10 protein-coding genes are annotated in these 12,324 nt (G+C 73.4%); all 10 read left to right on the top strand.

From position 1 onward, the window contains the following. The first annotated feature begins 23 nt into the window (after positions 1 to 23). The 10 genes from STTU_RS30270 (at position 24) to STTU_RS30225 (ending at position 12,285) form a co-directional block, all read left to right on the top strand. The gene (locus STTU_RS30270) at positions 24 to 866 is read left to right on the top strand and encodes an IclR family transcriptional regulator (RefSeq protein WP_007830011.1); all 843 of its coding nucleotides are present in this window, start codon (positions 24 to 26) and stop codon (positions 864 to 866) included. Positions 867 to 1,550: 684 nt separating this feature from the next. Continuing rightward, positions 1,551 to 3,353 (top strand): hypothetical protein, encoded by a 1,803-nt coding sequence (locus STTU_RS30265; RefSeq protein ID WP_007830009.1) that lies wholly within the window; start codon positions 1,551 to 1,553, stop codon positions 3,351 to 3,353. Between the two features lie 107 nt (positions 3,354 to 3,460). Further along, the gene (locus STTU_RS30260; protein WP_007830008.1) at positions 3,461 to 4,762 is read left to right on the top strand and encodes a Gfo/Idh/MocA family protein; all 1,302 of its coding nucleotides are present in this window, start codon (positions 3,461 to 3,463) and stop codon (positions 4,760 to 4,762) included. A gap of 65 nt (positions 4,763 to 4,827) precedes the next feature. After that, the gene (locus STTU_RS30255) at positions 4,828 to 6,075 is read left to right on the top strand and encodes an extracellular solute-binding protein (RefSeq protein WP_007830007.1); all 1,248 of its coding nucleotides are present in this window, start codon (positions 4,828 to 4,830) and stop codon (positions 6,073 to 6,075) included. Positions 6,076 to 6,331: 256 nt separating this feature from the next. Next, positions 6,332 to 7,240 (top strand): carbohydrate ABC transporter permease, encoded by a 909-nt coding sequence (locus STTU_RS30250; protein WP_043256794.1) that lies wholly within the window; start codon positions 6,332 to 6,334, stop codon positions 7,238 to 7,240. A gap of 2 nt (positions 7,241 to 7,242) precedes the next feature. Then, a complete protein-coding gene (locus STTU_RS30245; protein ID WP_007830005.1) occupies positions 7,243 to 8,187 on the top strand; it encodes a carbohydrate ABC transporter permease in 945 nt (314 codons plus the stop codon). A gap of 11 nt (positions 8,188 to 8,198) precedes the next feature. Next, the gene (locus tag STTU_RS30240) at positions 8,199 to 9,236 is read left to right on the top strand and encodes an NAD-dependent epimerase/dehydratase family protein (RefSeq protein WP_007830004.1); all 1,038 of its coding nucleotides are present in this window, start codon (positions 8,199 to 8,201) and stop codon (positions 9,234 to 9,236) included. Positions 9,237 to 9,242: 6 nt separating this feature from the next. Further along, positions 9,243 to 10,316: a dihydrodipicolinate synthase family protein gene (locus STTU_RS30235; protein ID WP_007830003.1), complete on the top strand. Its 1,074-nt coding sequence runs from the start codon at positions 9,243 to 9,245 to the stop codon at positions 10,314 to 10,316. After that, entirely contained in the window at positions 10,300 to 11,334 is a 1,035-nt protein-coding gene (locus STTU_RS30230; protein WP_043256791.1) for a hydroxyacid dehydrogenase, read from the top strand. The genes STTU_RS30235 and STTU_RS30230 overlap by 17 nt, the downstream gene beginning before the upstream one ends. A 99-nt stretch (positions 11,335 to 11,433) precedes the next feature. After that, on the top strand, positions 11,434 to 12,285 hold the full coding sequence (locus tag STTU_RS30225) for a fumarylacetoacetate hydrolase family protein (protein ID WP_007830001.1): 852 nt from the start codon (positions 11,434 to 11,436) through the stop codon (positions 12,283 to 12,285). Positions 12,286 to 12,324 lie beyond the last annotated feature (39 nt).

Below are 12,324 nucleotides of genomic sequence, written 5' to 3'. Positions count from 1 at the left end.
GGTACGGACTATCGTGTTCGGCTATGCAGAACAGTCAGCAGCAGAGTCAGGGTGAGGCGGCGGTACCGGCCGAACAGGCGAAGTACTGGGTGAAGACCGTGGGGCGCGGCGCGGAGATCCTGGAGGCGCTCGCCGCCGGGGGCCCCGGGCGGGGGCTGAGCGTCACGGAGGTGGGCAAGGCGTGCGGGATCTCCAAGAGCGCGGCCTTCGGCATCCTCCAGACGCTGCGGCACTACGGGCTGGTCGCCGACGAGGGCGAGGGGATGAACCGCCGCTACCGGCTCGGGATGGCGCTCGCGCGGCTCGGGGACCGGGCCAGGGCGCAGGTCTCGCTGCGGGACGTGGCCCGGCCGGTGCTCGCGCGGCTCTCCGAGGCGACGGGGATGGCGGCGCGGGTCGCGGTCCCCGAGGCGGGGCAGGCGGTCGTGATCGACCAGGTGGACCGGGCCGTGGGCCCCGGGCTCGACCTGCGCATGGGCACGCGGGAGCTGCCGCACTGCTCGGGGCTCGGGAAGGCGCTGCTCGCCGCGCTGCCCGAGGACGAGGCGCGGGCGCTGCTCGCCACGAGCGGGCTGCCGCGCAGGACCTCGCGCACGATCACCGACGAGCCGACCCTCCTCGCGCACCTGCGCGACGTCCGGGCCTCGGGGTACGCGCTGGACGACGAGGAGGACGCGGACGGCATCTTCTGCATCGGGAGCGTGCTCAGGGACCACCGGGGCGAGCCCGCGGGGGCGATCAGTGTCACGGGCCTCAAACTGGACCTGCCGAGCTGGCGGTTCCAGGAGCTGGGGCGGGAAGTGCGGGACGCCGCGGGGGAGATCAGCGGGGCGCTCGGGTACGTGGCGGGGGCGGCCGGGCGGTAGGGGCGGGGCGCGTGAGGGGTTGACCTCGGCCGCCGGGGGTGCTTAGGTACCGGCAATCCGGAGGGCCAGTGCCCGATCCGGGCCGTGACAGGTTTTTCCGACCGGGCTGCTCTCCCGGGGTCACGGCGCGGGGCCGACCGCCCCGCTTCTCCTCCTCGCCATCCGCCTCCGCTCGTACGGGCCCGCAACGGCCCTCGTGCGACCGGTAGTTGTTCGCCGCGGGAATGCACCACCTCACCAGCCGGTCCACCACCCGAGGTTGAGTCCCCCGTGAGCACTGCGTCCCGTCCTCCCTTCCCCGAACCACTCCCCGAACCCGGGGCCGAAGCCGAAACCCCCGGGCCCGGCACGGCCCGCCGCAGGCAGCTCCTGCGCGCGGGCGGCCTCGGCGGCCTCCTGCTCGCCGCGACCGCGGCCGGCACCGCCACCGCGTCGGCCGCGCCCGCCAAGGGCGCCCCCGCGCCCCGTACCGTCCCCGATGTAAAGGCCCTGCGGGCCCTCCCCCCGCATGCCCTCGCCCCCGGCGAGACCGTTCTCGTCACCGGCTACCGCACGCCGGGCGACGGCGGCGGGATGCTCCTGCGCTGGGACGCGACGTCCGGCGCCGACGACAACGGCGGCACCGTCCTCGCCCACAAGGGCGCGGGGAAGAAGGGCCGTTGGCTGCGCCTGCACGAGGGCGTGGTGGACCTCCGCTCCTTCGGCGTCTTCGGGGCGGACACGCCCGCCGACGCCGCGCTCGACGCGCTCGTCAACGACCCGGCGGTGCACCGCGTCGAGGCGCACACCGACCTCAACTTCGTGAAGCGGCACACCTTCGACCGCTCGGGCATCGAACTCGACTTCGGCGGCCACCGCGTCACCACCACCGGCATCGAGCCGAACACGAACGACAACCCCTTCGGCGCCGTCCTCTACTTCAAGGGCCACCGCACGGGGTCGACCCTCACGGCGAAGCTGTCGGCGCCCATGCCCGACCTCGCCGACATCTTCGAGGTGCCCGACGCCGGCGCGTTCGGGGTCGGCGAGTGGTGGGCCGTCGAGATCGACGCGAAGCCCGGGGGCGGCCAGTACGAGAAGGAGGTGCAGCGCCTCGTCCAGGTGACGCAGCGGGTCGACGGCACGCACATCCGCGTCAACTACAAGATCGGCTGGGACCTCGCCGCGGGCCGCACCTTCCGGTGGACGAAGGTCGAGCCCGTGACCCGCAGCCACGTGCGGAACATGGTCTTCGAAGGCGTCCCGGACGCCGACCAGCTCTCCGGCTCGCACCCGGTCGCCTACGAGTACGCCGTCTCCTGCGACGTCTCCGGCATCGACGCGACCGGCACCTTCTGGCCCGTCGTGATGCGCCGCTGGTGCACGTACTTCCACACCTATCAGTGTCAGCTGAAGAACCCGTCCTCGGTGACGTGGGGCGGCGCGGGCTACCTCACGCAGCAGATCTACTGCCTGTACGGGCACGTCGAGGACTGCCACACGGCGAACGCCCGGCACCTCAACGACTGGACCGCGTCCGCCTACGGCTACGTGACCAACTGCCACGGCGACGGCGACGACCAGGGCCCCTTCGTCACGCACGGGCAGTTCGAGCACGACCTCGTCTACACCGGCAACTCCGGGCTCATGACCTTCGCCAACTCGGGAACGGCCTGGGGCGGTGCCGCGAAGCGGGTCAGCGTCACGCGGCACGTGTGCTCGTGGTTCGTGGCGCGCGTCGCGGTGACCGACCTGACGCTTGAGGACATGCGCGTCATCGGGAACGCGCAGTCGGGCTCCGGGATGATCTGGATCAACGCGGACGGCGCCCAGTTGCGCGGCTGCACCGCGTCCGGGCCGCTCGTGATCTCGCAGTCGTCGCAGCGCTCGACGCGGCCAACCGTCGTCGCCGACTCCGCCTTCACGCTCGGCAAGGGCGCCGAGGTGACCGCCGCGAACGTGAGCGCGGCAGTGCACCTGGAGCGGGTCGCGCTCGACGGGCTCGACGGCGCCTCCTTCAAGGGCACCGGGCCGCTCGTCCTCGACGCGTGCGCCTTCACCGGGAAGCCCGACGCGGCGCCCGGCACCTTCGCGCACTCCTCCGTGACCGTGCGCGGGGGCCGCCACCAGGACACCGGTCTCGTGCTGAACGGCGCGAAGGACCAGGAGGTCGTGGTCGAGGGCGGCGCGGTGCTCGGCGGCACCAACGCGTCGGGCGCGCTGCTCTCCCGTACGGGCGACAAGGACCGGACCGTGCGGTGGCGGCTCGGCGTCTGCACGAGCGAGCCGGCGGGCGACACCGCGCACGTGCGGCTCACCGAGGGCGCCAACGAGTACCTCGCCCAGGGCGCCGTCCTGCGCGGCGGCAGCCTCGACCTCGCCGAAGCGGCCTTCGCCGAGGGCTGGCTGCTGCACAGCGGCTGCGTCGAGGACGGCACGGCCCGCACCCGTCTGCCCGCCGAGGGCGACCGCGTCCGGCACAAGGACGGGAACCTGCTCCTCGGCTGACCGGCCCGGGACACGGGCCCGGCGGGCGGCACCCCGTACGCGCACCCCGCCGGGCCCGTGCGCCCGCACCACCTCCGCACCACCCCGTACCGCGAGGACACCTCACCATGACTGCTCCACTCCCCCGGCCCGAAGGGCCCGTGCGCGTCGCGCTCGCGGGCGCGGGCAACCGCGGCCTGACGTACACCGACTGGATCAACGCGCACCCCGGGCGGGCCCGGCTCACCGCCGTCGCCGACCCGCTGCCCGCGGCGCGGGCCCGTGCGGCGGCGGGCGCGGCGGGGCCCGTCGCGGAGTTCGACGACTGGCGCGGGCTGCTGCCCGGCCCCGGCGGCGAGCGGATCGCGGACGCGGTGCTCGTGTGCACGCAGGACAGGGACCACGTCGAGCCCGTCCTCGCGCTCGCCCGCGCCGGGTACGCGCTGCTCACCGAGAAGCCGCTCGCGCCGGGCGAGGAGGAGACCCGCCGCCTCGTCGAAGGCGTCCTCGGCACCGGGGTGCCCTTCGCCGTGTGCCACGTCCTGCGGTACACGCCGTACACCGACCTCGTGAAGGGCGTCGTGGACAGCGGGGTGCTCGGCACGGTCACCGGGATCGAGCACCTGGAGCCGGTCGGCTGGTGGCACTACGCGCACAGCTACGTACGCGGTCCCTGGCGCAGCGAGGCCGCCTCGTCCCCGATGATCCTCGCCAAGTCGAGCCACGACCTCGACTGGATCGCCTATGTGACGGGCCGCCGCATCGAGACCGTCGCGAGCTTCGGCTCGCTCGCCCACTTCCGCCCCGAGAACGCGCCCGAGCACGCGGCGACGACGTGCCTCGCCTGCCCCGAAGCGGTCGAGTCGGCGTGCCCGTACTCGGCGCGCAAGCTCTACTACCCGGCGCTGCGCGAAACCGGCGGCGCCTGGCCCGTCAGCCACGTCACCGACCGCGCGCACGGGCCCGAGGACGAGGCGGTGCTCACCGAGGCGCTGCGCTCGGGGCCGTACGGGCGGTGCGTCTACCACGCGGACAACGACGTGGTCGACAACCAGGTCGTCGCGATGCGGCTCTCCGGCGGGATCACCGGGACGTTCACGATGAGCGCCTTCACCGAGCAGACGCACCGCCAGACCCGGATCTTCGGAAGCCACGGCTGGCTGCGCGGCGACGGCGAGCGCGTCACCGTGCACGACTTCCGCGACGACACCGTCACCGTCCACGAGACGGAGGCGACCGGTTCGAACGCCGCCGAGGGACACGGCGGCGGCGACACCGTCCTCATCGCCTCCTTCGTCGACGCGCTCGCCACCGGGGACCTCTCGCGCATCCGCTCGGGCCCCCTCGACTCGCTCGGCTCGCACCTCGCGGCATTCGCCGCGGAACGCTCCCGCCACCACGGGACCGTCGAGCAGGTCCCCGCCCGCTGACCACCCCCCGCGCCTCGCACCGCCGAACGCCGCCCCCTCCCCCGTACCGCCTGGAGAACACCACCATGAGAATCCGCCGCAGCCTCGCCTGTACCGCCCTCGCCCTCACGACCCTCGCCGCGACCGCCGCGTGCGGCTCCGGCAGCGGCGGCTCGGGCAAGGGCACCGTGAACGCCTGGGTCTACCCCGTCATCACCGACGAGAAGGCCAACAAGGCGTACTGGGACGGCCTGGTGAAGGAGTTCGAGAAGAAGAACCCCGACATCGACGTCAAGGTGTCCACCTACCCCTGGGCCAACCGCGACACCTCCCTCGCCACCGCGCTCTCCGCGAACAAGGGCCCCGACGTCGCCTACCTCATCCCCGATCAGCTCCCCGCCTACCAGCGCAACCTGGTGCCCGCCGACGAGTACCTGTCCGCCGCCGACACGAAGGCGCTCCGCCCCGCGGCGCGCGCGGCGGTCACGGTCGACGGCAAGGCGCTCGCGACGCCCGTCCTCATGTCGGCGTACCCGCTGCTGTGCGACAAGAAGGTCTTCGAGGCCGCGGGGCTCGCCGACCAGTACCCGAGCACGTGGGACGACCTCGACGCGCTCGCCCCGAAGCTCAAGGCGAAGGGCTACTACGCGACGAGCTACAGCGGCGACACGACCGCGACGCTCAACATGACCTTCTACCCGCTCCTCTGGCAGGCGGGCGGGGACGTCTTCGCGAAGGACAACAAGAGCGTCGCCTTCAACAGCGCGGCCGGCGTCAAGGCGCTGAGCTGGCTGCGGACGTACGTGCGGAAGGGGTGGACACCGAAGGACCTCGTCACCTCGACGCCGAAGATGGAGCAGACCGACCTCGCGAAGAACAAGGTCGCCTGCACGTGGCAGAACACCGCCGCCGAGGTCGCGCCCTTCTGGGGCGAGGACAACATCGTCGTCCGGCAGCCGCTCAGCGCCGACACGAGCGCCGCCTACGGCACCGTGGGCACCCTCGCGGTCTTCAAGGGGGGCGACACGAAGGCCGCCGGGAAGTGGGTGAGCTTCGTGAGCCGGTCGAAGAACAGCGCGGGGCTCCAGAAGCCCGGCGGCTACTTCCCGACCCGCGAGGACGCGAGCGACCTCTACCCCGGTGACGCGCGCCAGCAGGAGACCGCGAAGGCGCTCGACACCACCAAGGTCGGCCCGCTCGCGACCGCCGCGCGCGACGTCATGGGCTCGCTCGCCCCGGAGATCCAGGCCGCGCTGCTCGGCAAGAAGAGCCCGAAGGACGCGCTCGACGCGGCGGCGAAGGCCGCGGACCAGGTCATCGCGCGCAAGCGCTGAGCGAGGAGGGGGCGGGGGCCGGGGGTACGTGCGGGCCACCGCGCGTCCGTACCGTCCGGTGCCGGACGCACCGGCCCCGCCCCACCGGCACGTCCGTACCGTCCGGTGCCGGACGTACCGGCCCCCCGCCCGGCGCAGAACCGGACCCGCCCGCCCCGTCCCACCGGCCCGCCCCGCTCCCGCCCTCGACGTCCCTCCGCTCCCCCGCCCCTCGCGCCGCCCCGTGCGGCGTCCGCACCACCCCGAAGGAGGTCCCGTGTCCGCTCTCGCGGAACGCCCTCACCCCGCCAGGACCCGGCGCGGGCCGCACGCCCGGCGCGAGGCCAGGATCGGTCTGCTCTTCGTCCTGCCCGCTCTCCTCCTCTTCCTCGCCTTCCGCTTCGGCCCCGGCCTCGCGGGCCTGCTGCTCGGCTTCACCGACTACACCCTCGGCCAGGACACGCACTTCACCGGCCTCGACAACTTCGACCGGCTCGTGCACGACCCGCTCTTCTGGTCGGCCCTGAAGGTCACGGTCGTCTACACGGTCATGGCCGTGCCCGTCACGATCGCCGCCTCGCTCGGCCTCGCGCTCCTGACCCGCCGCGCCTTCCGCGGCTCGAAACTGTTCCGCTCGGTGTTCTTCCTGCCGGTCGTCACGAGCCTCATCCTCGCCTCGACGGTCTTCCTGTGGATCTTCTCCTCGGACGGACCGTGGTCGAAGGTCATGGGTCTCGTCGGCCTGCCCGACCAGTCCTGGCTCGCGGACTCGGCGCTCGTGCTGCCCGCGCTCGCCGTCGTCGGCGTCTGGTCGCGCTGCGGCTACGGGATGCTCATCCTCCTCGCCCGGCTCCAGGAGGTCCCGCGCGAGCTGGAGGAGGCCGCCCTCGTGGACGGGGCCGGGCCCTGGAAGCGGTTCCGGTACATCGTCGCGCCGCAGCTCAAGGGCTCGTTCTTCTTCCTCGCGGTCATCGAGACCACCGCGAGCTTCCAGGTCTTCGACGCGGTCTACATGATGACCGGCGGCGGCCCGGCGAACGCGAGCTACAGCCTCGTCTTCCAGCTCTACGACGCCGGCTTCAAGTACTTCGACCTCGGCTACGCCAGCGCGATCGGCTGCGTCCTGTTCGTCCTGACCCTCGTGGTCGCGGCCGTCCAGCGGCTGGTCATCGGAAAGGAGAGCTGACGATGAGCGACACCGCCGAACTGCCCCGTACCGCCGAGGAGTCCGCGGCGAAACCCGCCGCGGCGGCCCCGGGGAAGCGCGTCCCGCGCCCGCGCGAGCCCAAGCCGCACGAGACCCTGCCCGCCGCGCTGCGGATGCGCCGCGGCGGCAAGGTGCTGCGCGGGGTGCTGCTCGTCGTCGCCGCGCTCGTCACGATCTTCCCGTTCTACGCGATGGTCGTGCTCTCGCTGAAGCCGGAGGGCGCCGTCGACCTGCCGGGCAGCCTCGCGCCGTGGCCGCTGCACGGCGGTGCCTACGGGGACGTGCTCGGCTCGCAAGACGTACCGCGCTGGCTGCTCAACACCCTCGTGTACTCCGTCGTCTCGGTCGTCGGGGTGCTCGTGCTCTCGGCGCTCGCCGGGTACGCCTTCGCGAAGAAGCGCTTCCCCGGGCGCGAGACGATGTTCTGGTCGTTCCTGTCGATGGTCATGGTCCCGTACCACGTCACGATGATCCCGACCTTCATCCTCATCGCGAAGCTCGGCGGCGTGGACACCTACTGGGGTCTAATCCTGCCGACCCTCGCCAACGCCCAAGCCGTCTTCCTCATGCGGCAGTTCATCATGGGGCTGCCCGACGAGCTGTTCGAGGCGGCCCGTCTCGACGGCTGCTCGGAGCTGCAGATCTTCTTCCGGATCGTGCTGCCGCTCCTCAAGCCCATCCTCGCGACGCTCGGCACCTTCGTCTTCCTGTGGCACTGGAACGACTTCCTGTGGCCGCTCATCATCGGCCAGTCCACGGACATGCGCACGCTCACCGTGGGCATCGCCTCGCTCCAGCAGCAGCAGGTGCCGCTCAACCAGGTACTCGCCGGTTCCGTCGTCGCTTTCGTTCCGATCTTCAGCGCCTACCTGGTGGGCCAGCGGTACTTCACCGAGGGCGTCACCGGTTCGGCCGTGAAGGGATGACCCACACCCCCATGTCCAGCACTCTTTCCTTCCCCGGGGACGAGACGGGTCTCGAAGACCTCCTCGCCGCCCCCTCGCCGGGGCTCGTCGCCGATCTCGCGGGCCTGGAGGGCGATCTCGTCCTGCTCGGCGCGGGCGGCAAGATGGGCCCGAGCCTCGCCCGGCTCGCGCGCCGCGCCCTCGACGCGGGCGGACGCGCGGACGTCACCGTGCACGCCGTCTCGCGGTGGAGCGACCGCGCGGTGGCCGACGCGCTCGCCGCCGAGAACATCCGGCCCGTCACCTTCGACCTCATGGCGGGCGACCCCGCCGACCTGCCCGACGCCGGGAACGTCGTCTTCATGGTCGGCGCGAAGTTCGGCTCGGCCGGACGTCCCGACCACGCGTGGGCCGTCAACGCGGCGCTCCCCGACCGGATCGCGCGCCGCTACGCCGCCGCGCGGATCGCCGCCTTCTCGACCGGGAACGTCTACACGCTCGTCCCCACCGCCTCGGCGGGCAGCGTCGAGACCGACCCGGTGGGACCGGTCGGCGAGTACGCGATGTCGTGCCTCGGCCGCGAACGCGTCTTCACCCACCACGCCCGCGAGCACGGACTGCGGCTCGCGCTGATCCGGCTCAACTACGCCGTCGACCTGCGGTACGGGGTCCTCGCCGACCTCGCGACGACGGTGCGCGCGGGCAGCCCGGTGGACGTGACGACCGGGCACGTCAACGTCGTGTGGCAGGGCTACGCGAACGAGGTCGCCCTGCGCTCCCTCGCCCACGCCACGAGCGAGCCCTTCACGCTCAACCTCACGGGCCCCGAGACCGCCTCGGTGCGCCGCCTCGCCGCCCTCCTCGCCGAGGAGTTCGGCACCGAAGCCGCGTACGCCGGTGCGGAGTCCGGCACGGCGCTGCTTTCGGACGCCTCGCGGTGCCACGCGCTGTTCGGCTACCCGGGCGTGCCGCTGCGCACGCTCGTCGGCTGGCAGGCCGAGTGGCTGCGGCGCGGGCTGCCGCTCTCGGGCAAGCCCACCAAGTTCCAGGTCCGCGACGGAAGGTTCTGATCACCGGTGCCCGCAACGCCCTCCCCCACGCCGCTCGACACGCTCGCCGCCGGCACGGTCGTCCCCGCCCACCCGCTCGCGCTCGACGCGGACCGCCGCCTCGACGAGCGCAGACAGCGCGCCCTCACCCGCTACTACCTCGCCGCCGGGGCGGGCGGCGTCGCGGTCGGGGTGCACACGACGCAGTTCGCGATCCGCGAGCCCTCGGTCGGCCTGCTGCGCCCCGTGCTCGAACTCGCCTCGGAGACCGTCGACGAGGAGGCCGCCCGGCTCCGCCCGCCCGGGGAGGCCGCCGCGCCCTTCGTCCGGGTCGCGGGCGCTTGCGGCTACACGCGGCAGGCCGTCGCCGAGGCGGAACTCGCGCGCGAACTCGGTTACGACGCCGTGCTGCTGAGCCCGCTCGTGCCCGGCGCCGACGAGGCGGGGCTCCTGGAACGCACCCGGGCGGTGGGCGAGGTGCTGCCCGTCATCGGCTTCTACCTCCAGGAAGCGGTGGGCGGCAGGCGCCTGTCCCCCGCGTACTGGAGCGCGCTCGCCGAGATCGAGTCCGTCGTGGCGATCAAGACGGCGCCCTTCGACCGGTACCGCACCGCGGACGTCGTCGCGGCCGTCGCCGCGTCGGGCCGCGCGGGTGAGGTCGCGCTCTACACCGGCAACGACGACGCGATCGTGCAGGACCTCCTGACGCCGTACCGCACGGCGGAGGGCGAGCGGTGGTTCGCGGGCGGGCTGCTCGGGCACTGGGCGGTGTGGACCCGCACAGCGGTCCAGCTCTTCCACGAGGTGCGGCGGGCCCGCGCGGGCGACCACGCGCTGCTCACCGCACTCCTCGCGCGCGGCCCGCAGGTGACGGAGTCCAACGCGGCCGTCTTCGACGTGCGCTACGACTTCAGGGGCTGCATCGCCGGGGTGCACGAGGTGCTGCGGCGGCAGGGGCTGCTCGCCGGGACGTGGTGTCTGGACGTGGACGAAGGGCTCTCGCCGGGGCAGGCCGAGGAGATCGCGCGGGTGGCGAAGGCGTACCCGTGGCTGACGGACGACGCGTTCGTGGCGGAGCACCTCGATGACTGGCTCCGCTGATCGGGCGGCGGGGGCCCGTCCCCGCGCCGTCGTCGCCGTACCCCCGGCCCTGCGGCGGCAGTTCTTCACGGCGGCAACGTGGGACCGGCTCCGCGCCCTCGCCGAGCCGACCCTCCTGGACGCTCACAGCGACAGTACGGAGCTGGCCCGCGCTCTGCGCACGACCCGCCCACACGTCCTCGTCACCTCCTGGGGCACCCCCGCACTCGACGCCGAACTCCTGGCGGAGGCAGCAGAGTTGGGTCTTCTCGCGCACACGGGGGGCGCGGTGAGCCCATACGTGGGACCCGAGGTGTTCGCGCGCGGTGTGAAGGTGACGCAGGCGGGCGGCGCGATGGCGCGGCCCGTCGCGGAGGTCGCGCTCACCTTCACGCTGAACCTGCTGCACCGCGTGCACCGCTTCGATCACGCGTTGCGCTCCGGGGTGGCGTGGGAGGCGGCCTCGCGGGCGCCGGAGCGGCACGAGATCCTCGGCTGCCCGATCGGTGTCGTCGGGGCCTCGCGCACGGGCCGGGCCTACATCGCGCTCGTACGGGCGCTCGGCGCCGAGGTGACGGTGCACGACCCGTACCTCGACGCGGCCGACGCGGAGCGGCTCGGCGTGCGCGGCGCGCCGCTCGACGAGGTGCTGCGCACGAGCCGCGTCCTCGCGCTGCACGCCCCGGCCGTGCCGGAGACGCGCCACCTGCTCGGCGCGCGGGAGCTCGCCCTCCTCCCGGACGGCGCGGGGCTCGTCAACACCGCCCGCTCGTGGCTGGTCGACGAGGCGGCGCTGCTCGCCGAGGTGGGCACGGGGCGGCTCGACGCGGCGCTCGACGTGTACGACGCGGAGCCGCTGCCCGTGGACCATCCGCTGCGCGCGCTGCCGAACGTCCTGCTGACCCCGCACCAGGCGGCGGCGACCGTCGAGGGCAGGCACGCGCTCGGCGCGAGCACCGTCGCCGAGATCGCGAGGTACCTCGCGGGCCGGCCGCTGCGCCACGCGGTCGGGCCCGAAGCGCTCGTGCGGGTCGAGTGAGCGGGGCCCCGTCTTCCCCCGTGCCCCGCGAAGCGGCAGACTCGTGACGCCGCCGTTCCCAGCCGTGATCCAACCGCCCCCTCCGGAGGTTCTTCTTCCATGCGTCTCCAGCGCGTCGGCGCCGTCGGTGCCGAACGACCCGTCCTGCTCGGCACGGACGGTCACCACTACGACCTGAGCGGCCTGACCGACGACCTGACCCCCGAGTTCTTCCGCGACGGCGGTCCGGCACGCGTGGCCCGCGCGCACGCCGCGGGTGAGCTGTTCCGTGTCGATGTGGCGGGGCAGCGGGTCGGGGCGCCGCTCGCCCGGCCCGGCGCGGTGCTCTGCATCGGGCAGAACTACGCGGCGCACGCCGCGGAGTCGGGCGCGAAGCCGCCGGCCGAGCCGATCCTCTTCTACAAGGGACCGAACGCGCTCGCGGGGCCCGAGGACGACGTGCTGATTCCGCGCGGCAGCGAGCGCACCGACTGGGAGGTGGAACTCGGGGTCGTCATCGGGAAGCGGGCGCGGTATCTCGGCGCCGACGAGGACCCGCTGGACTACGTGGCCGGGTACGTGCTCTCCAACGACGTCTCGGAGCGCACCGTCCAGCTCGACGCGCCGGGCGGGCAGTGGTCGAAGGGCAAGAGCTCCGAGACCTTCAACCCGCTGGGGCCCTGGGTCCTGACGGCCGAGGAGCTGCCCGTCCCGCAGGCCGTGCGGCTGCGCTCGTGGGTCAACGGCGAGGCGCGGCAGGACTCCTCGACCGCCGACATGGTCTTCTCGGTCGCCGAGATCGTGCGGCACCTGTCGCAGTACCTCGTCCTGGAGCCGGGCGACCTCGTCAACACCGGGACGCCGGAGGGCGTGGCGCTCTCGGGGCGCTTCCCCTATTTGCGCGCGGGGGACGTCATGGAGCTGGAGGCCGAGGGGCTCGGGCGGCACCGGAACCGGCTCGTGCAGGCGTAACGGGGGGCGGGGCCGCGTCGCGGCGCTGCCCCGCGTCTC

It is taken from the genome of Streptomyces sp. Tu6071 (assembly GCF_000213055.1).
Taxonomy (GTDB): domain Bacteria; phylum Actinomycetota; class Actinomycetes; order Streptomycetales; family Streptomycetaceae; genus Streptomyces; species Streptomyces evansiae.
Note: the sequence above shows the minus strand (reverse complement) of the source record. Positions and strands in the feature narration are given on the sequence as shown.

What these genes read in the sequence shown, in the direction of transcription:
- STTU_RS30240 (WP_007830004.1), top strand. Translation starts at nt 8,199, where the DNA reads ATGTCCAGCACTCTTTCCTTCCCCGGGGACGAGACGGGTCTCGAAGAC.
- STTU_RS30260 (WP_007830008.1), top strand. Translation starts at nt 3,461, where the DNA reads ATGACTGCTCCACTCCCCCGGCCCGAAGGGCCCGTGCGCGTCGCGCTC.
- STTU_RS30255 (WP_007830007.1), top strand. Translation starts at nt 4,828, where the DNA reads ATGAGAATCCGCCGCAGCCTCGCCTGTACCGCCCTCGCCCTCACGACC.
- STTU_RS30230 (WP_043256791.1), top strand. Translation starts at nt 10,300, where the DNA reads ATGACTGGCTCCGCTGATCGGGCGGCGGGGGCCCGTCCCCGCGCCGTC.
- STTU_RS30270 (WP_007830011.1), top strand. Translation starts at nt 24, where the DNA reads ATGCAGAACAGTCAGCAGCAGAGTCAGGGTGAGGCGGCGGTACCGGCC.
- STTU_RS30245 (WP_007830005.1), top strand. Translation starts at nt 7,243, where the DNA reads ATGAGCGACACCGCCGAACTGCCCCGTACCGCCGAGGAGTCCGCGGCG.
- STTU_RS30225 (WP_007830001.1), top strand. Translation starts at nt 11,434, where the DNA reads ATGCGTCTCCAGCGCGTCGGCGCCGTCGGTGCCGAACGACCCGTCCTG.